This is a genomic window from Cellulomonas wangleii, from assembly GCF_018388445.1.
Taxonomy (GTDB): domain Bacteria; phylum Actinomycetota; class Actinomycetes; order Actinomycetales; family Cellulomonadaceae; genus Cellulomonas; species Cellulomonas wangleii.
The window spans coordinates 496,410-514,734 of the sequence record NZ_CP074405.1 but is presented as its reverse complement, the minus strand read 5'-3'; the positions used below and the strand labels follow the sequence as shown (position 1 = coordinate 514,734).

Genomic DNA, 18,325 nt, shown 5'->3' with positions numbered 1-18,325 from the left:
CACCCAGGAACGGCCGACAAGCGGACCCGCAAGCGCCGGTAGCCTGCGCGGATGGGCGAGTCTCTAGCCACGACCCACCGTTGCGTCGTGAAACGGCGGAACCGATGACTGCGTACAGCTTCGGCAACCGGTGGGTCGGCATCGTCGCGCTGCGTGAACCCGACCCGTCCGGCAGGGAGCCGCTGCACCGGATGGCGGCACGGCTGCGTCGGCCCATCACCGTGGCTGACGCCGTCATGAGCCGCGACGAAGCTGTGGCGCTCCTCGCGCGGTTGCGGCACCGGTTCGCCCTACGCGGGGACTGGTCCCTGGTGGCCGAGTGCGAGCGGACCGAGGACGCCATCCGCATCGGGCTGCAGAGCTCGATCCGCGCAGGCTTGGCCGTCGTGATGGGTCGTGAGGAGTCGCGTCGTAAGCGCGCGGCGAGCCCCTCCCTCGGGCCGTCGGGACCGCCCCGCGCGTCGCGCCGGAAGCACGCCGGCGTGCGTGTGCCACTGCTGCCCGCTCCGCCCACGCCGCCGGGGCTGCCCCTCCTGCCCCCGGGGGGAATGGAGGTCGCCGCCTGCCTTGGCGTGGCTCCGCTCGACCCGGTCTCCGGGGCCTGGCTGCGGTGGGCGTCGGTGCACGCGTCGTATGCACACGAGAACCACCTACCCGGGGTGAGCCACTTAGCGCTCGAGATGCTCGCAGGAGTGGGCCACCGGTGGCTGCAGCTCGCGGTCATCCAGGAGTACCACCGCCGCAGTGGCGACCTGGTCACCCCCGACACGGTCCACTCCGTCGCACGCACCCACACGCAGGTCCGCGACGCGCTGAGCGAATACCTACAAGGGCACGGGTTGGGCCTCCTCAGTCGCGGCGAGCATTCCGCAGGAAGGCTCGGCGGGCCATCGCGAGCCATCGCCATGCAGGTGCTCGGGGCTCTGTGCCTGACCACCGGCAGCCACCGACCCGCCGTCGCGGCCGTCCGGCGGTTCTGGACCCCCGCGGCCGATTCCGGCACGGACTGGGTGACGCTCGTGCAGAACTCACTGGGGTACGCCCCAGAGCTGCACACGTCCTCCGAAGGGCCGGACCACGCGCGGCGCTTCACTGTGACCCTGCGCGATCGCCAGGGGCGCAGTGCGACAGGCTCTGGAACCTCGACACGCCTCGCTCGACGTGATGCCCACCGCGCTTACGCCCACACGCACGCACGTGACGTCGTCCCGACCACACCCGCGACCGCGCCCCGTCGCCCGCATAGCCCGTCACCGCTGCGCGGGGCTCCCGCTGCGCACGTCGCGACCGTGGGCGAGCTCGCGCGAGTGTTCGACCTTCCCGCCTCCGCCCACGGCCTGCTGACCGAAGCCCTGGTCCACGGGTCCTGGGCGCACGAGAACCGTCGGGCCGCGGAGGCGAGCGACGTCCGGTCCAACGCAACACTGGCAGCACTCGGTTCGTTCATCGCCCCGGCGCTCACCGCACACCACTTCGCGGCTGCGACCCTGCAGCGGTCGCTCACGCCGGACGCTGAGCAGGCGAGACTCCCCGATGTGCCGGCCGAGCACATGGCACGGCTGGGACGCACGCTGGCACCGGGCGGCGGCGCGCTCTACGGGAAGGGCACCACGCCCGCGACCAACCAGCATGCCGAGGTCGGACAAGCGATCCTCGGGGCCACCTGGCTGGCCGGAGGCGCGACGCTCGACCGGCGCGTCCCGGACGCGGTCGCTACATGGCTCGCCGAGGCGCGGAACAACCTCGACGCTGTGTCACAGCTCGTGGCGCTGTGCACGTCGATCGATTGCTCTGTCGAGCTCATCGTGGAGCCGCAGGGCCTCGACCACGAGCGGGCGTTCCGGGCCACGTGCCTGTTCGGGGATGGCAATCGCACGCAGTGGTCCGGCCCCTGGGAGACGAACAAGGCACGGGCGAAGCTGCTCGCGGCGTCGTCGGTACTGGACCTCATCCTCTCTCTGGCGGCCGGCGACCTGCCCAACACGTTGCCCCGGGACCAGGCCGCCGTGCTCGCACAACTGCTGTGGGCGGAGGCGGTGTCCGTCGCGCGTCGTGGGCCGGAGCCGCGCCGGGACGTCACCGCCCGGCGCCTGGGGGTCGACCTGGTCGTCTCCGGCAGCCTCGACAGACACGGCCGGTGGTCCGCGGGTGTGGAGCGCGTCCTGGCGGGCAGCAGCACGCTCGACACGTTCAACCGCGCGGTGTCCGGGTACTACCGCGCGCTGCTGGCACGCTCGCTGCGCGACGCGCTCCGCGAGGCGCTCGCACCGGTTCGCCGCGCCTGCGGCACCGGCGAGATGTCGCCCGAGGCCCAGGCGCGGACGCAGGCCGTCCTCGCCGTGCTCGAGGCAGTGACCTCGCTGCCCACGGACGACCTGGGCGCCGCCGTGCGCGATGCGTGCGCCGCCGTCGGCACGACGCCGCACGGCCTCGGAGCCGAGTACCCACGCAGCGCTCCCGGGACCGCGGGGGTGGGTGCGATGCTCGTGCGGCTGAGCGCCGCGGTCGCCTCCGCGGTCGAGGCCGAGCTGGAGGTCGCCGTGGAGACCGCCGAGGGCGACATACGTGTCATCCTCCGCGCCGATGGTGCCGACCTGCCCGCCACGTTGGGACACGTGCTCGACGTGGTTGCCTTGCTCGTACCCCAGTTGAGGGTCGCCCCCCAGGACGGCGCCGTGCTGATGGTCGCGCCCGCCGTGACCCAGCCCCCGCTGACCCCTCTGGGCCGTGCCGCGGCCGACGCGCTCGCCAACCGCGCCGCCGACCCGTGGCTGGCGGGACTGGTCGAGCACCTCCGCGGCCTTCTCGACAGCGACTCCGAGAGCGACGACGACGGTTGGCAGGCGCGTGCTCAGCGCGCGATCGACCACCTCCGCGAACCGGTGCGGGAACCCGCTGCCCGACCCGCCGGCTGAGCGGGTCCTCGTCGCGTCGCCGTCGCGACGCCCGACCTCGGCCGGCGGGAGCGGGCAGAGCGTGGCCGGACGCGTTCGTCACGCGGCGCGAGCGGCAACCTGATCGGCGAGCGCGGCGAGGACCCGGCGTTGGGGCGCGGACGGCTCGCCGTCCACCCGGGCCACGCGGTGCGCCGCTGCCATGACGTCGCTGACGTCACCGGTCGTCTTCGCCAGCAGCCGCCATACGCGCCCCGGGTCGACGTCGATCACTCCGGCGAGTTCCTCGTCGACGACCTCGTGCACCTCCCGCACGTACCGCACCAGGTTCCGCAGCAGCATCGCCTCGTCGTCCGACGCCCCGCCCGCCTCGACTACCAACCACGTCACCCACAGCAGCAGGCGCGGAGACTCGCTCGCCGCCGCGAGGCTCTGGGCAACCTCCACGATCCGGGCCTCATTGCGGAAGACCGCCCGCGCGTGGCGGCCGGCGGCCAGGGTCGTGTAGCGGTTGACCAGCACCGACAGCGGTATGCCGACGAGGGGGATCCCGAACTTGATGACGTTGCGCTGCAGCAGGAACTTGCCCACGACCGGGAACGCCTTCGCGGCATGCAGCACGGACCCGGAGTAGTACTTCTTCAGCAACGGGCGCAGCAACGCCGGCACGGCCTTGGACACGCCCTCGCGCGCCAGCTCTCCGCTCTTGATCGTGAACGCGACCCGGACGAGCTTCCACACGTCCTCCGGGTCTGACAGGTCCAGCGGGACGCGGTACAGGACCGCGACGTCGTACGCGAGGCGCAACTGAAGCTGGGTCACGAAGACGACGTCCACCATGAACGCCGCGACGCCGGCGGGGACGGTCGCCGGGGACGCCCCGCCGAGGGTCCCGATGGTCGCGGCCAGTGTCGCGGTGTAGGCGCCAGTCGACAAGCCACCTTCCAGCGCCGCGTACCGGGACGCCATCTTGATCCGCTGGTCGACGATCACGTCGGCGGGAACGCCCTCGTACTTCTCCTGGAAGTACTGCCAGTCGACCTTGTCGGTGTAGGTCTTCAGGGCGCCGCCGATGAGCTTGCTGAACCACACCCCGGACCGGATCTCGTCCGCGCTCAAGCCCTGGACGAACTTGCGCGCGGCGGCACGCTCCTCGTCGACCACGGCGCGAGCGGTGTCGTCGAGTGCGTCCGTGTCGTCGTCGACGGGCAGATCCGACATGGCAGTCCTTCCGAGCGGTGCGTTGAGGGGCAAGGGTGCCAGGCGTGGCGGCGTGAACCGTGCCGGTCGCCGGGCCGACGGCAGAAGATCACTCGACCAGTCGGGCGTCCGGCTCGTCACCGGGCGCGGCCGACCACGACAGGGTCGCCAGGCCGAAGGCCCGTGGGGTCGGCCGGGACTGCAGGACGCCCGGCGCGTCCCCCTGCGACGCGCCGGGCACTGGGTCACTGCTTTACGAACACGCCGCAGCCGTTCTCGAAGTCTTGGCCCTCCTGGAGCGTCACCGTCGGGTGGCCGCCTGGACGATGTCGTTCTCGATGATGTCGCCGCCGTTGGTGCCGCTGCGGTAGATGCCCCAGTAGCAGGAACGGCCGGGCACGCGACGACGGCAGCCGTCAGTTCAAGGTCCCGCAGTTCCGCCGTGACCTCGCCTCAGCCCGGGGCCGGCGGATGAAGGTCTACAACCAGCCCACGCTCGTGCTGCCCGCCTCGGTGGCCACCAAGCTGCGTCAGGAGCACCGCTGGGGCTCCGACGCGTGGATCGCCGACTACAGCCGCCGCACCGCCATCGAGGCGGTGTTCGGGAACATGAAGGCACGCGACGGCGAAGGGGTGCAGCGCGGCTGGATCCGCCTCGTCGGGCTGGCCGCCACCGCGATCATGACCGACTTCGCGCGATCGTGCACCACAACCTGCGCATGGTCCGCACGTGGGCCAGGCGCACCGGCTTCCAGAGCAACGACATCCTGCTCGCACGCGACCGCGCCATCGCCGGGTACGAGGAGACCCCCCTCGACGACGACGAGCCGCCCGCGGCGCTGAGCCCGCCCGCCGCAGCCTGACCCCGGCGACAACCCAGCCCTCTCGACCAGCCCACGGCCCCAGGCCGGTGGGCTCGTCATCGTGCCCGGGTGCCGCCACCTGCGCGCCTCGCCCCGCGAAGTGCCCGCCGGAACACCGCCCGCCGGCCCGATCGAGCACCCCGGGAACGACGAAACCCCCCGCGAGAAGCCCTTCCGGGCCCCTCGCGAGGGGTTCTGTCACTTCAAGGCACTGAGTTCCGTCAGTACCCCGTGGCGGGATGGTGACACAACTGCCTTGACCTGCGCGTCCGGGAGCCCGCGGGGACATGCAGTCACACGACTTCGGTCTCAACGCTCACACCGCAACGCGCTGAACTGCAAGAACGCGCGATCCCGCGTGGACGCTGCCGCGAGCTGGATCGGACGCGATCACGGACGCGTCGCACGGCCCATCTTGCGGTTCGCGAAGGGGCGGCGTCCGTAGTGCGCCGCGAACTGAGTCAGCAGTGCGGCTTCGACGTCCTCCGGATCCGTCTGCGGGGTGGGCAACCACGCGACCAGCAGATCGTCGGCATCGGCTAGCTGCCAGATGTAGCGACCGCCCCAGTGCCCGACGGGTTGCCCCACGCCATGGCGTCGGTACTCGTCGAGCCGCTTCCGCAACCCTCGCGCCCCCTTCGACCCGCCGCCGGCCTTGCCGATGTAGAGCACGATCGCGCTCGCCACCCACGCGTCAGTCAGGCGGTTGAGCTCGACCGACGGGTTCTTGGCCTTGAACCATCCCGCCACGCTCGACTCGAGGAACACGGCGGGCTCCGACGAGTCCCGAACGACGACATACACACCAGGGTGTGTCGGCACGTGCGCATCGGGAAGCCGAGCAAATGGCGCGAACCCCGCCAGGCCCGCGTCGCGCAAACCCTGGAGCGTCCGCTCGCGGATCTCAACCATGTCGCCCCTGTCGTCGAGCCGCGTGGTCACTGCGGTGTGCGAGGGCGCGGCGTCCGGCGTCGTCGTGGCGGGATGAGTCCGAAGATGCGCTCCTCGACCTCGGACGCGCTCAGCCCGTGCGGTGCTCCCCATGCCGTCAAAATGTCGACGTACCGGGCGTAGTCGTCGGTGGATTGCCCCGATCGCGCCGCTGCCGACCGGGCTTTGCGCGACGCAGTCGCCACCGCCAACGACGGCCCGGCCCCGGACGACGATCCGCTGCGGGACCGGTTCATGCACACCACGTTCGACGGCGCACTGGCGGTGCACGTCGGCGGCGCCGTGCGGTGCGTCCCGGCGCCGGACCCCGGTCAGCCACTGACGTCCTACCTCGATGCAGCACTGGGCGGACCGGACCGGCTCGCCGGGCCCATCGCGCGTCAGTTGCTCGAGGTGCTCGCCCCTCGACGAGCTGAGGGTGCGCGCACCCACAGCGTGCTGGCCGGGCGTCCCCTGGTCGCGCGCCTGCTTCACGAATGGGACCCCGAGCGCGCCACCCGCTGCCTGGCCGAGCTCGACGAGCTGGCCGCCGACCCGCGAGACGACATGCGCCGCGCGCCGCTGGTTCACGTGGGGCCGTTCGCGATCGTCATGGTGCCCTCGGGCACGGACGAGGTTCACGCGATGTCGGCCAGCGGTCCGCTGGGACGCTCGCACACCACCATCGACACCGCTCACCTGCTGGCCGCCAACGACACGTGGCTCGGCGACCAGGGCACCGCGACAGCAACGGCGTACGCGCGGCTGCGCGGCACCGGACTGAGTGCCCGCGACGCGCTCGGGACCCTTCCAGCGCTGCTGGCCGATCCCGCGTAGGGGGTTCGCTCGGAGGGGTCGGTTCGGCCGGGCGCCTTCGACCGGCGCCTCCCTGCCCCCTTCCCACTCGGAACCCTCATGACTATGATTCGGGTCATGACGACGACATCGTTGGCGAACGTGAAGGCACACCTGTCTCGCTTCGTCGACTCCGTCCACGACACGCACGAGCGCGTGACCATCACGCGCAACGGCGAGCCGGCGGCGGTCCTGATGTCGCCCGACGACCTCGCGTCCCTTGAGGAGACGATCGCCGTCCTGTCGGACGCCGCAGTCATGGCCGAGGTCCGAGAGGCTGACGCCGCAGTCGCCCGCGGTGACGTCACCCCGCTGGCAGACGTCTTGCGTGCCCGCGCTGCGAACGCGTGAGGTACGAGGTCCAGCTCGCTCCTCCGGCGCGGCGCGCCCTGGCCGGCGGGTTGCCTCCGGCGGTGGCCGCGGCGGTGATCGAGTTCCTCTCTGGTCCGCTGGCGGAGGCGCCGTTCCGCGTCGGCAAGCCCCTACGGAACGAGCTCGAGGGCAAGTGGTCGGCACGACGTGGTGAGTACCGCGTCATCTACACGATCAACGCGCGTGTGGTCACCGTGACCGTGCTGACGATCGCTCATCGCCGCGACGCCTACCGCACGTAGCCGCCCAGCAGCGGGCGCAGCGCCATTGCCGAGCCACATGGACTTCGGGGGGGGGTGGTCGGAGCGGGCCCCTGCGGGCTGCTGCGCCCCGCCTCGACCTGAGCGACCCCCGGTCCGGGCGGCCCACCCTCATCCGTGCCACGAACGCGGCCGGTGCCGTCGTGGCGGAGGTCGGGTACTCCTTCACCAAGGCCGGCGCGTCCGGGCCGTCCGCGGACCGCCTCGCGGTCCAGACCCGCACCTCGACCAAGGAGGTCGGCGTCCCGGCCGGCGCGGTCACGTCGTACTCCTACGACTCGCTCGGTCGGCTCACCAACGCCACCGAACGCACGGGCTCGACCACGAACGCGGCGTGGGGGTATGGGTACGACAAGGCCGGCAACCGCACGTCGCAGACCCGATCGGCCAACACCGGGCTGCCCGCGGGGACCACGACGTACGCGTACGACACCACGCACCGTCTGACGTCATCCAGCGCGGACACCACCGCGTGGCAGTACGACGCGGTGGGCAACCAGCTGACGAACGGCATCACCGGGCAGCGCGCGACCTACGACTCCCGGATGGCTGTCACGTCGATCGGCACGGCCACGTACGACGGGTTCGACCAGGGCAACGCCGAGACGGTCTCCCGGGCGAACCCCGCCGCGTCCTGGACCAGCGCGTCCATCGGGCTGGTGTCCCAGACGTCGGGGTCCACAACGCACGTGTTCACCCGCGACACCCGCGGCAACGTCCTGGCGGCGAAGCAGGGCAGCAAACGCCTGTACTACGTCCAGGATGCGACGGACTCGGTCATCGGGGTGTTCGACGCCGCCGGCGGGTTCACCGGCGGGTACTCCTACTCCCCGTACGGAGAGCTGCGCGCGGCGACCGACAACCCCGTGATCAGGGACAACCCGTTGCGCTTCGCGAGCGGCCTGTGGGATGCGGCGGCCAACCTGTACCGGCTCGGCGCGCGCTACTACGACCCGGGTCTGGGCCGGTTCACGCAGTACGACCCGACCGGCCAGGAGCCCAACCCGTACGCGTACGCGGCCGGCAACCCGGCGAACTTCACCGACCCGACCGGGACCAAGATCAGGTGGGGGTGGTTCACCAAGGGCGTTGACGCGCTCAGTGGCGCGTACGACTCGGTCCAGGCGTTCCAGACGGTCAGGGCCTACGCTCGAGGTGACACCTACAACGGCTCGGTAGGTGTGGCGTCCTGGGCCATCGGGGGCGTCGTCGGCGGTGTCTGCGCGGGCCTCACCGCGGCCGCGACCGGAGGTGCCGGGCTTCTCGCGGCAGGTGGGTGCGCGACCCTCGGGGCCGCAGCTGGATTCGGTTTCGAGCAGCTCGCAGCCAAGCGGCGCAGGTAGGACGGAGTGGGATGTCGAACCAGACTGACGACCGGCCCCGCGGGGCGACAGCGGTTGTTCTGTACGTCCTGGTGCCTCTGGCCACCGCAGGCCTGCTGTACGCCGCCTTCAACGGGCATGCCTCGGATGCCCGGGTGCTGTTCGGTTTGATCGTCGGCACGGCGACCTGCATCGGGGTCGTGTACAAGCTGCTGACGTCGTGGGGTAGGCGCTGAAGTGGACGTCGTGGGCGTGATCGTCGTGGTCGCGGCGGTCGTGGTGGTCAGAGTGGTCTCGCGGCGCCACCGGGACCGAGGGCAGCGCTGACGGCCCTCGCCGGGCCGTCCGCAGCAACCGCGGAGCTCGGTGCCCCGCGGCGCCGGAGCAGCAGCACACGGCCGATGGTCCGGTAGGCAAGGACCACGTCGGCCCCGCCCAGGCAGACCGGGGCGGGGTCGACGTGGTCCAGGACCGCTCGCGGTGCTGCGGATGTATCGCTGGGCGTGACAACCGCGGCACCGGATGTGCCCTCGTGGGCCGTCTGGCAGATGCGTACCGCTAGCGGTACGCATCTGGCTCGACCGCACCGGCCTCGGTCCTGCTGACAGGGGTAGGACTGGTGGCGACCGGAGTGGGAGCTCCGCTCGCCGTCGGGCTGGGGATCGGCGCGGCAGCCACCGCGGCCGATGTTGGCTCGAACCTCGCCAGGGGCAACAAGCGCGGAGCGCTGTTCGCCGGTGCGATGGGCGTCGTCGGGATGCGGACCGGCGTGGCAGGACACCTGCTGGGAGCCGGCAAGCTCTCATCGACACTGTACGAAGGCGCCTACGCGGGCATCGGCCTGTGGGGCGGGTCGCTGACATGAGGAGGGGCACTGATCATGGTCGCTGCTGGCAATAGCGGCAACATCCTGCTGGGCGTTGGCACCATCGTGGTCGCGGTTCTCATCGTGCTCGTGGTGAACAAGCTCCGCGGCGGAAGCGGACGCAAGTAGGTCCACCTTCACCGGCGCAACGCCGAGGGGGCCGGCACCGTACGTTGAGTACCGTGCCGGCCCCCGCGGCCGTTCCACTGCTGCTCCCCCACGGCCGATGGCCGCGCTTCGGGTGCCGACGCACGGTGACGCTGATCAGGTGCATCCTTGCCACGGCCTTCCGCGGTCGAGCGCCCCACAGCCCGGCTTCGGCTTATGCCCACGACGTCGCTGAGGCGCGCACGGGCTGACCTCGAACAGCTCGTCGAGCTCATCCGGGACATGCACGAGCGTGTGACCGCCGCCCGCAACGGCAAGCGGACGGCAGTCCTGATGTAGCCCGACAGCGTCGCGAACCTCGAGGAGACGATCGCCGCCCTGTCGGACGCAACCGCGACGGTCGAGACCCAGGAGGCCGACGCCGCAGTCGCCCGCGATGAGGCCGGTCCGATGCGGCCCCACTCAGGTTGCCGTCCGGCCGCTAACCAGCCCACGCTCGTCCTCCCCGCCTCGGTCGTGCACTTCAACCTGCGCATGGTCCGCAAGTGGGCCAAGCGCATCGGGTTCCAGAGCGACGACATCCTGCTCGCACGCGACCGCGCCATCGCCGGGTACGAGGAGATCCCCCTCGACGACGACGAGCCGCCCGCGGCGCTGAGCCCGCCCACCGCAGCCTGACCTCGGCGACAACCCCGCACCCTCGACAAGCCCACGGCCCCAGGCCGGTGGGCCTGCCGTCATGTCCGGGCACCGTCGCCTGAGCGAGCCAACTCCGGCGCACGCCGATCGTCCAGCCACGAACGGCCCGAACGAGCCCAGCTGGAACGACTGAACCCCCCGCGAGGCGCCCTTCCGGGCCCCCGCGAGGGGTTCTGTCACTTCAAGGCACTGAGTTCCGTCAGTACCCCGCGGCGGGGTAGTGACACAACTGTCCTGACCTGGGCGAAGAGGGGGGCGGTCTCGACGCGGTCACACGGAACTCCTGGAGGTGCCCACACGGCGAGTCCTTGACCTGGTGAAACGCTGCTACGGGGCACCGTCAGACCTTCGGGCGCGACATACGCTCGATGGCGCCAGTTGCGTCGTGGAACGCGAGGCGTCGGGTCCCCCGCGCAGCTTGAGTGGCCCGGCGCGCGAAGACCCTCCGCAGCGGCTCCGCGCGTGGACACGACGGGGAGGTCCGCGCCTCGCACCTGAACCAGACCCGGCCTCGCTCGACCCGGCAGACCGTGACGCGATCGAGCAGTACCGACCCGCCGAGCTGCCCGACGCCGAGTGGGCAAGGTTACGGCGGTGCTCCGGCCTGACGGCGAGGCGGCCGCTTGCGGGGCGTACGTTGCGGGCGCCCGACGGGACGTGGTGGGGGTGCCACGTCCCGTCGGGCTGCTGTCAGTCGCGCACGTCGATGAGGACGCCCAGCGAGGGTGCAGGCGCGGCTCCGCCCGTCGTGTCAAGCAAGACCGCGGTCGGGACGTCCGGTCCGCCGCTCGCCGGGTCCCACACCTGGATGCGGGTCCGGGCGGGGAACCCGTCGACGAGCGTGATGCGCTGCCGGTAGCCCGAGCGGCCGTTGACCAGGACGCGGGACTCGATGACCGCGGTCGCCCCCGTGACGTCGAGGCGCTCGATGCGCTCGCCGACCACGGTGAGCTTCGCGTTGGTTGCGCGGACCAGGGACGCACCGAGCGGCCCGCTGTGCCCGGGCACGGTCCGTGCGTCCACGGCGACGTGCACGACGTCGGCGGTCCGGTTGCCGGTGGTGCGCAGAACGCCGGCAGCTGTGGCGCTGGCCCGTGAGGTGGTCGCGCCCTGGACGGTCACGGTGCCGGCCGGCGAGGTCGCGGTGCCGTCAGGTCCCACGACCGTCACGCTCACCTGGTAGGTGCCGGGTGTCGTGTACACGTGCGTGCCGGTGACGGCCGGTGCGTGCCCTGCGGTCACGACCCCGTCGCTGACGGCGCCGTCACCCCACGACCACTGCGCGGTCATGTTGCCGCCGTCGCCCTCGGTCACCGAGAAGGTGGCCGACGCCGCGACCTCGGTGCCCACGGTGACCGGGGAGGTGGGCAGCGTCGGTGCCGCGGTCACCTCCGGTGCACCTCCGACGACCTCAAGGTACGTCTCGTAGGTGGCCTCGGGCTCGGGGTCGACGGTCTCTTCGGGCAGGTCGACGATGGCGCCCGGCATGCCGATCGCGCCGCCGGTGAAGACGAGGTTGCGCCAGTCGTTGTGGCCGTGCAAGACGTCGAGCTCGCTGTCACGGTTGACGCTGGTGGACACGCTGGACTCCAGGTTGCCGTCGCAGTCCCAGTCGACCGGCTGGGACTTCGGCGCCGTCACGGGCTGGCCCTGCCCGTTGCAGTGGAACCTCGGACGCAGCCCGAGGTCTGCGGTGAGCCCGATGCCGACGTTCTCGTCGAGGTCGTGCTCGTCGAGGTCGGCCAGGCGGACGAAGGAATAGTCGAACCTCGGGCCCGGGTAGCCGACGGGGAGCTTGAACTGGTGGTCGTAGTTCATGACCGACAGGTAGTTCGGCTTGCCGTTGACGTGGTCGCTGCCGCCGTGCCCGAGGCCGAGGTTGTGCCCGAGCTCGTGCATGAACGTGCCGGCCTGGTAGCCCCGGGAGATGTTGTTCCCGAGGCTGACGATGAAGTCGGAGCCGCCCTCGAGCACCCCGCGGGACCTGCCGCTGGGGTACCCCTGCCCTGCTGGCTTCTCCTCCATGCGGTGGACCCACAGGTTGTAGTGGAAGAGCGCGGCGCGTGCCGGGTCGAAGTTGTCCCGCTTGACGGCGTCGAATGCCCGCCAGCTGTAGCTGTTGGTCAGGAAGCCGCTGGACCCGAAGTGCTCGGTGTGCGGGATCTGGTCGGCCTGGCTCAGGGAGCCCCAGACCGCGCCGGGCTGGCCGTAGGTCAGGGGTGCGAACCGACCGTAGTCGACGTGCAGGTGGATCCCGGACCGCGCGAAGCTGTCGACGATGTCGGCGATCTCGGCCGGGTCGGGGGCGTGGGAGTGCGTGGCGTCGGACATGTAGTCGATCTCGACGAACACGTCCTTGGTGCGCGGGTCGGCGCCCATGGCCGGCAGGTCGACGAACCACTGCTCGCCGCCGACGGTCATGGCGAAGCCGTTCTCCTCCCATTCGTCGAGCAGCCCGTCGCCGTCGGAGTCCTCGGTGGACCCGAACCGGCACAGGGCGTCCTCGGAGAAGAAGACGTTGTCGATGAACGCGGCCGAGTCCAGCACGGAGTCGCCGAGGTCCTGGATGGTGAGGAACACCTTGACCTCACGCCCGCCGAGCACCGGCGTCGCCGACCGCAGCCGGGCGGTGGAGCCGTCGTAGGTGCTCGCGGTCGAGTCCTGCAGGTCGAATGAGGCGTTGACGGTCAGCGGGTTGCCCTGCGAGTCGCGTGCGAAGTTGCCCGGGGCGTCGACCGCCCCGTTGACGATCCACATGTCGCCGCTGCCGAACTGGGCGGTGAACGCGTCGTTGTACGAGCCGCCCACGAAGTCGGGGTACTCCTCGGACAGGAACGCGACGTCCATCGCGAGGCAGCGTGCGTCCTGCGGCGCCTGGAGCACGAGCTCGAGCTGGACCTTGTCGTTGCCCTGCTCGTTGTCGAGCCCGTCCAGGACGGTGCTCTCACCGCTAGGTACCGGCGGCAGCATCGCGCGCGAGGCGTCACCGGTGGACATCACGAGGAACGTCTCACCGCGGCTGGGGAACGGCAGCGGGTCGCCTGCGGCGGCAGCCTGCGCCCCGGGGTCGCCGGCGCCCATGGGCACGATCGGTCCGTCAGGGCCGGGATCCGGCGCCGAGATCGGCACGCCGTCGCTGACCGCGACACCGCGGGGGTCGGACTGCCCGATGGACGCGCTGACGAACCACGACGACGGGATGTCCAGGGCCGCAGCGATCTCGTCGTCCGACGGGGCGGCCGCGGCCGCAGCGCGTGCGGCGGGTCCGGCCGGCGCGGTATCGGGTGCCGGGCGGGCCGGTGCCTGGTCCTGCGGCGGTGTCGGGTCGCTGACGGGCAGTGCCGGGTACCCGGGCGCGGGTGCCGGGTCGAGCGTCGCTGCGCCGGCGGGCAGCGCGGACAGCAGGACTGCGAGCGTGGCCGAGGTGGCCACGGCGAGCCATGGTCGTGCGGGCATGCTGGTTCCTCTCGTGGGCGTGCGTCACCCACCGGGCAGGTGCCGGTCGGGTCGGTGCGGGTGAGGCTGGCCGGTGGGGTGTCAGTCCTGGCGTGGTGTGGCCGCCGGCGGCGGGTCGCACACGAACGTGGGGCACAGCTCGCTCTCGCCGCCGCACTCGGGCACGACGAACGTCACCCAGTACTCGTAGGCGACCCCGGGCTGCTCGGCCGGCTGGGTGTCGACGTAGGTGAAGTTGTCGTCGAGGCGCTCGACCTGCTCGACGCGCTGCCACGCGGTGGTGCCGGCGGGACGGCGGTAGACCACGAACGGCTCCGGTACGCCGATCGTCTGTGAGGAGTCCCAGGTGACGAGCACCCCGTCGGGGGTCTGCTCGGCATGGACCCAGTTGACCTGGTGGACGGTGGCGCAGTAGTCCTCGAACGTCGCCTCTTCGTCGTCGCTCGGGGCGGCGACAGGTGTGTGCGTGTCGGGGGCGTCCGCGGTGTTGGCTGGCCCGCAGGCAGCCATGGTGAGGACGACGAGCATCGCGAGCGCGGTGCTGACTGCTGCCCGCACGCTGCCCCCTTTCTCCGCTGCTGCACTGTCGCTGGACGGTAGGCCGGCCCGGTGGGCCGGGTCTGGCGTTTCGGGCTGAACCACTCGAACAGCGCAGTACACGACGATCGCGAGGTAGGGATGTGTCCGCGTACGCGAGGCGCACGCCGGGAGCGTTCCTGGCTGGGCGGCCGCAGATGCCCGTTCGACAGCTGCCGACGGGGTGGTGACACCACCGTCCGATCTGGGCCGCGACGCGGCTGTCCGGACACGTGAGGTGCTCGACCAGGAGCAGCTCGTGTCCTGGGGCTGGATCCGCCTCGTCGGGCTGGCCGCCACCGCGATCATGACCGCCTTCGCGATCGTGCACTACAACCTGCGCATGGTCCGCACGTGGGCCAAGCGCACCGGGTTCCAGAGCGACGACATCCTGCTCGCGCGCGACCGCGCCATCGCCGGGTACGAGGAGATCCCCCTCGACGACGACGAGCCGCCCGCGGCGCTGAGCCCGCCCACCGCAGCCTGACCTCGGCGACAACCCCGCACCCTCGACAAGCCCACGGCCCCAGGCCGGTGGGCCTGCCGTCATGTCCGGGCACCGTCGCCTGAGCGAGCCAACTCCGGCGCACGCCGATCGTCCAGCCACGAACGGCCCGAACGAGCCCAGCTGGAACGACTGAACCCCCCGCGAGGCGCCCTTCCGGGCCCCCGCGAGGGGTTCTGTCACTTCAAGGCACTGAGTTCCGTCAGTACCCCGCGGCGGTAGCGGTGGGATTTGAACCCACGGTGGACTTTCACCCACACACGCTTTCGAGGCGTGCTCCTTAGGCCGCTCGGACACGCTACCTCGGGGGGTCACAGTACCCGGTCGGCGCCGTCGGTCCCAATCCGCGCCCGGGCCGCTCACAGCGAGCCGTCGTACCGTGGCCCGGTGAGCACGTCGCAGGCAGCCCCCGTCACCTCGGGGTCGCTCGCAGACGTCGTCGCGCTGCTCACGGGCCACCGGCTGACGGTGCTGACGGGCGCGGGCGTCTCGACCGACTCCGGGATCCCCGACTACCGCGGACCGGACTCGCCGCCGCGCACGCCGATGACGTTCCAGCAGTTCGTGGGCGACGAGGCGTTCCGCCGGCACTACTGGGCCCGCAACCACGTGGGGTGGCGGCACGTGCACCGGACGCGGCCCAACGCGGGTCACCGCGCGCTGGCGGCGATGGAGCAGCGGGGCGTCGTGCACGGCGTCATCACGCAGAACGTGGACCTGCTGCACGAGGCCGCGGGCTCCCGCCACGTCATCGACCTGCACGGCCGGTACGACCGGGTGGTGTGCCTGCGGTGCCACCGCGTGGTGCCGCGTGCCGCCCTGGCGGACCGGCTGGAGGCGCTCAACCCGGGGTTCGTCGAGCGGGTGGGGCAGGTGGCGGACGTGGAGATCGCGCCCGACGCGGACGCCGTCGTCGAGCAGACCGCCGACTTCCGCGTGCAGGACTGCTGGCAGCCGGACCTCGAGGACGCCGCGCAGGAGTGCGGCGGCATGCTCAAGCCGGACATCGTGTACTTCGGGGAGACGGTGCCGCGCGAGCGGGTCGACCGGGCGTACGCCATGGTCGACGCCGCCGACGCCCTGCTGGTGGCGGGGTCGTCGCTCACCGTGCAGTCGGGACGACGGTTCGTCCGGCACGCCGCGCTGGCGGGCAAGCCCGTCGTCGTCGTGAACCGCGGGGCGACCCGCGGTGACCGGTACGCCACCGTCACCCTCGACGCCGGGACCAGCGAGACGCTGTCCGAGCTGGCCGAGGTCCTGCCGACGCCGCAGCACTGAGCACCCGGGGCCGCCCGCAGCGCCCCCTCAGCCGCCCGGCAGTGCCCCCAGCCGCCCGGCAGCGCCTGCTCAGCGGTGCGGGGCGAAGAAGTCCCGCAGCAGCGTGGCGGACTCCGCGGCCCGCACCCCGGCGACCACCTCGACGCGGTGCGGCGAGCGGCGGTCGCGCACGACGTCCCACTGCGAGCCGCACGCGCCGGCCTTCTCGTCCCACGCCCCCAGCACCAGGCGCGGCACCCGCGCCTGCAGCACCGCACCGGCGCACATCAGGCAGGGCTCCAGGGTCACGACGAGCGTGCACCCGTCGAGCCGCCACCGGCCCAGTGCCGCTGCGGCCTGCCGCATCGCGACGATCTCGGCGTGGCCCGTCGGGTCGCCGTCGACCTCGCGCGTGTTGCGCCCACGCCCGACGACCGTGCCGTCGGGGCCCAGCACGACCGCCCCCACGGGCACGTCGTCACCGGCCAGCGCGGCGCGCGCCTCCGCGAGGGCGAGGTCCATCGCGGCCTCGTCGGCGGGCGTCGCCCAGGCGGAGCGCTCACCGACCACGACCCGCGGCACGTCCGCTGCGCCCGCGCCCGCCACGGCACCGGAGGCGTCGACGGCACGGGGACGGCCCGCGTCGGGCGCGCCCTGCGTCGACTCCCCCACAGCACCTCCCCCGTCGTCGTTCCGCACCGCCCGCGCCGCACAGGCGGCCCACGGCCGACCGGCGCCCACGTGCGCCGCACGCCCCCGACCACCGTCCCGGGCGGACGGGGGCATCCTCGCACTACCCTGACGTCCATGCGCCTGCACGTCGCCGACCACCCGCTCGTCGCCCACAAGCTGGCGGTCCTCCGGGACGCGGAGACCCCCAGCCCGACGTTCCGTCAGCTCGTCGACGAGCTGGTGACGCTCCTCGCCTACGAGGCGACGCGCCACGTCCGGACGCGTGACGTCGAGGTGGTGACGCCCGTCGCCGCGACGACCGGCAAGAAGCTCGCCCACCCCAACCCGATCGTCGTGCCGATCCTGCGCGCCGGTCTGGGCATGCTCGAGGGCATGACCCGCCTGCTGCCCACGGCGGAGGTCGGGTTCCTGGGTCTGCAGCGCGACGAGGAGACCCTCGAGGCGATCACGTACGCCAACCGCCTGCCCGACGACCTCACGGGCCGGCAGTGCTTCCTGCTCGACCCGATGCTCGCCACCGGCGGCACGCTGGTCGCGTCGATCGACTACCTGCTGCAGCGCGGGGCGCGGGACGTCACCGCCGTCTGCCTCATCGCGGCGCCCGAGGGCATCAAGGTCGTCGAGGAGTTCGTCGGGGACCGCGCGGACGTCCAGGTGGTCGTCGCCGCCGTCGACGAGCGGCTCGACGAGCACGCGTACATCGTCCCGGGCCTGGGCGACGCGGGCGACCGGCTGTACGGGATCGTCTGACCTGCGAGGTGCTCGTCCGTCGGGCGGCCGGTCCCACGGCCTGAGACGACGCCGATAACTCCTTGGGGTGACACGGACCGCCGTGCCACGATCGTCCGGTGAGTCCCGAGATGTCCCTGGTGTGCGCCCGTCATGGCTGCTGCGTACCTGCGTCCGGGTGGTATCCGCGCTGGTGTCGGGTCTGACCCGCTCCCACCCGGACCGCCCGTCCAGCCCGCAGCCTCTCGCCGGCCCCGCCGCCGGCCGCCCACACCCGGAGACCTCCCATGACCACACCCGCTCGGCTGCGCCGCCCGCGCAGCGCTCACCCACCGCTCGCGCGTGAGACCGCCCCCCTGGCGCCCGCGCCCGCCGGCCCTCGCGCCGGCTTCGTGCTCTACGTGAGCCTCCCCCAGGACGGCGCCGACACGGGCACGACCCCGCGCCCCGGCGCCGCGGAGATCGCGGAGACCGCCGACCTGCTGCGCGAGCTCGCGCAGGAGGCGCTGCCCGGTGCCGACACGTTCGCGGCGCTGTCGCTGGTGCCCGGCACCGCGGGCGACGTGCGCAGCCTCGGCGAGCGCATCACGCACCTGCGCCTGCTCGAGCCGGTGCCCGACACCGACCCGGGCACCCCTGACGTCCTCACCGGCTCGGGGGACGCCGGCTGAGGACTCGCGCTGCCGGGCCGGGCCCGGATCGGGGGACCCGCCCGGCCCGGCAGCGCACCCTTCCCCGCCG

The 18,325-nt window shown here is 72.2% G+C and carries 19 protein-coding genes and 1 tRNA gene; 13 read left to right on the top strand and 7 right to left on the bottom strand.

The window, feature by feature from the left end; genetic code table 11:
• The first annotated feature begins 104 nt into the window (after window positions 1-104).
• Window positions 105-2,915, top strand: coding sequence for a ribonuclease III (locus KG103_RS02570; protein ID WP_213319972.1), 2,811 nt, complete (start codon window positions 105-107; stop codon window positions 2,913-2,915).
• A 78-nt stretch (window positions 2,916-2,993) separates the two neighbouring features.
• Here the strand turns inward: KG103_RS02570 and KG103_RS02565 are convergent, their stop codons facing one another.
• The gene (locus tag KG103_RS02565; RefSeq protein WP_207340322.1) at window positions 2,994-4,115 is read right to left on the bottom strand and encodes a hypothetical protein; all 1,122 of its coding nucleotides are present in this window, start codon (window positions 4,113-4,115) and stop codon (window positions 2,994-2,996) included.
• Window positions 4,116-4,203: 88 nt separating this feature from the next.
• Window positions 4,204-4,335 carry a hypothetical protein gene (locus KG103_RS19000; RefSeq protein WP_256439599.1) on the bottom strand — a complete coding sequence of 44 codons (132 nt, stop codon included), beginning with the start codon at window positions 4,333-4,335 and terminating at the stop codon, window positions 4,204-4,206.
• Window positions 4,336-4,813: 478 nt separating this feature from the next.
• Between KG103_RS19000 and KG103_RS02560 the strand changes: the two genes are divergently transcribed.
• Window positions 4,814-4,957, top strand: a complete 144-nt coding sequence (locus KG103_RS02560) for a hypothetical protein (protein WP_207340321.1) — start codon at window positions 4,814-4,816, stop codon at window positions 4,955-4,957.
• 390 nt (window positions 4,958-5,347) lie between these two features.
• Here KG103_RS02560 and KG103_RS02555 read toward each other — a convergent pair whose 3' ends face one another.
• Complete coding sequence (locus tag KG103_RS02555; RefSeq protein WP_249670712.1) at window positions 5,348-5,899, bottom strand: hypothetical protein; 552 nt, start codon at window positions 5,897-5,899, stop codon at window positions 5,348-5,350.
• Between the two features lie 174 nt (window positions 5,900-6,073).
• On the opposite strand from KG103_RS02555, the gene KG103_RS02550 reads away from it, so the two are divergent.
• The 7 genes from KG103_RS02550 (at window position 6,074) to KG103_RS02520 (ending at window position 10,347) form a co-directional block, all read left to right on the top strand.
• Window positions 6,074-6,724, top strand: coding sequence for a hypothetical protein (locus KG103_RS02550; RefSeq protein WP_207340320.1), 651 nt, complete (start codon window positions 6,074-6,076; stop codon window positions 6,722-6,724).
• Window positions 6,725-6,820: 96 nt separating this feature from the next.
• Window positions 6,821-7,093, top strand: coding sequence for a type II toxin-antitoxin system Phd/YefM family antitoxin (locus KG103_RS02545; RefSeq protein ID WP_089801006.1), 273 nt, complete (start codon window positions 6,821-6,823; stop codon window positions 7,091-7,093).
• A complete protein-coding gene (locus tag KG103_RS02540; protein ID WP_089800253.1) occupies window positions 7,090-7,356 on the top strand; it encodes a type II toxin-antitoxin system RelE family toxin in 267 nt (88 codons plus the stop codon). Before KG103_RS02545 ends, KG103_RS02540 begins: the two co-directional genes overlap by 4 nt.
• Window positions 7,357-7,517: 161 nt before the next feature.
• The gene (locus KG103_RS02535; protein ID WP_207340319.1) at window positions 7,518-8,717 is read left to right on the top strand and encodes an RHS repeat-associated core domain-containing protein; all 1,200 of its coding nucleotides are present in this window, start codon (window positions 7,518-7,520) and stop codon (window positions 8,715-8,717) included.
• Window positions 8,718-8,728: 11 nt separating this feature from the next.
• Complete coding sequence (locus KG103_RS02530; RefSeq protein WP_207340318.1) at window positions 8,729-8,932, top strand: hypothetical protein; 204 nt, start codon at window positions 8,729-8,731, stop codon at window positions 8,930-8,932.
• 395 nt (window positions 8,933-9,327) lie between these two features.
• On the top strand, window positions 9,328-9,561 hold the full coding sequence (locus tag KG103_RS02525; RefSeq protein WP_207340317.1) for a hypothetical protein: 234 nt from the start codon (window positions 9,328-9,330) through the stop codon (window positions 9,559-9,561).
• A gap of 642 nt (window positions 9,562-10,203) precedes the next feature.
• On the top strand, window positions 10,204-10,347 hold the full coding sequence (locus KG103_RS02520; RefSeq protein ID WP_207340316.1) for a hypothetical protein: 144 nt from the start codon (window positions 10,204-10,206) through the stop codon (window positions 10,345-10,347).
• A gap of 711 nt (window positions 10,348-11,058) precedes the next feature.
• Here KG103_RS02520 and KG103_RS02515 read toward each other — a convergent pair.
• Both KG103_RS02515 and KG103_RS02510 read right to left on the bottom strand, forming a co-directional pair.
• Entirely contained in the window at window positions 11,059-13,824 is a 2,766-nt protein-coding gene (locus tag KG103_RS02515; RefSeq protein ID WP_207341937.1) for a choice-of-anchor L domain-containing protein, read from the bottom strand.
• Between the two features lie 81 nt (window positions 13,825-13,905).
• Window positions 13,906-14,382: a hypothetical protein gene (locus KG103_RS02510; RefSeq protein ID WP_207341936.1), complete on the bottom strand. Its 477-nt coding sequence runs from the start codon at window positions 14,380-14,382 to the stop codon at window positions 13,906-13,908.
• A gap of 256 nt (window positions 14,383-14,638) precedes the next feature.
• Between KG103_RS02510 and KG103_RS02505 the strand changes: the two genes are divergently transcribed.
• Complete coding sequence (locus tag KG103_RS02505) at window positions 14,639-14,887, top strand: hypothetical protein (RefSeq protein WP_207341935.1); 249 nt, start codon at window positions 14,639-14,641, stop codon at window positions 14,885-14,887.
• Between the two features lie 234 nt (window positions 14,888-15,121).
• On the opposite strand, the gene KG103_RS02500 is transcribed toward KG103_RS02505, so the two are convergent.
• A tRNA-Ser gene (locus KG103_RS02500) sits at window positions 15,122-15,208 on the bottom strand.
• 84 nt (window positions 15,209-15,292) lie between these two features.
• Between KG103_RS02500 and KG103_RS02495 the strand changes: the two genes are divergently transcribed.
• Window positions 15,293-16,183, top strand: a complete 891-nt coding sequence (locus tag KG103_RS02495) for a Sir2 family NAD-dependent protein deacetylase (RefSeq protein WP_207341934.1) — start codon at window positions 15,293-15,295, stop codon at window positions 16,181-16,183.
• A 69-nt stretch (window positions 16,184-16,252) separates the two neighbouring features.
• Here KG103_RS02495 and KG103_RS02490 read toward each other — a convergent pair whose 3' ends face one another.
• A complete protein-coding gene (locus tag KG103_RS02490; RefSeq protein WP_089800999.1) occupies window positions 16,253-16,684 on the bottom strand; it encodes a nucleoside deaminase in 432 nt (143 codons plus the stop codon).
• A gap of 285 nt (window positions 16,685-16,969) precedes the next feature.
• On the opposite strand from KG103_RS02490, the gene upp reads away from it, so the two are divergent.
• Window positions 16,970-17,605: a uracil phosphoribosyltransferase gene (gene upp, locus KG103_RS02485; protein ID WP_207341933.1), complete on the top strand. Its 636-nt coding sequence runs from the start codon at window positions 16,970-16,972 to the stop codon at window positions 17,603-17,605.
• A 266-nt stretch (window positions 17,606-17,871) separates the two neighbouring features.
• Window positions 17,872-18,255, top strand: coding sequence for a hypothetical protein (locus tag KG103_RS02480; protein ID WP_207341932.1), 384 nt, complete (start codon window positions 17,872-17,874; stop codon window positions 18,253-18,255).
• Window positions 18,256-18,325: the final 70 nt, after the last annotated feature.

Excerpts from the sequence above, each read along its gene's own strand:
- KG103_RS02570 (WP_213319972.1), top strand. The coding sequence starts at position 105 with ATGACTGCGTACAGCTTCGGCAACCGGTGGGTCGGCATCGTCGCGCTG.
- KG103_RS02515 (WP_207341937.1), bottom strand. The coding sequence starts at position 13,824 with ATGCCCGCACGACCATGGCTCGCCGTGGCCACCTCGGCCACGCTCGCA.
- KG103_RS02480 (WP_207341932.1), top strand. The coding sequence starts at position 17,872 with ATGACCACACCCGCTCGGCTGCGCCGCCCGCGCAGCGCTCACCCACCG.
- KG103_RS02530 (WP_207340318.1), top strand. The coding sequence starts at position 8,729 with ATGTCGAACCAGACTGACGACCGGCCCCGCGGGGCGACAGCGGTTGTT.
- KG103_RS02560 (WP_207340321.1), top strand. The coding sequence starts at position 4,814 with ATGGTCCGCACGTGGGCCAGGCGCACCGGCTTCCAGAGCAACGACATC.
- KG103_RS02565 (WP_207340322.1), bottom strand. The coding sequence starts at position 4,115 with ATGTCGGATCTGCCCGTCGACGACGACACGGACGCACTCGACGACACC.
- KG103_RS02490 (WP_089800999.1), bottom strand. The coding sequence starts at position 16,684 with ATGGACCTCGCCCTCGCGGAGGCGCGCGCCGCGCTGGCCGGTGACGAC.
- KG103_RS02520 (WP_207340316.1), top strand. The coding sequence starts at position 10,204 with ATGGTCCGCAAGTGGGCCAAGCGCATCGGGTTCCAGAGCGACGACATC.
- upp (WP_207341933.1), top strand. The coding sequence starts at position 16,970 with ATGCGCCTGCACGTCGCCGACCACCCGCTCGTCGCCCACAAGCTGGCG.
- KG103_RS02545 (WP_089801006.1), top strand. The coding sequence starts at position 6,821 with ATGACGACGACATCGTTGGCGAACGTGAAGGCACACCTGTCTCGCTTC.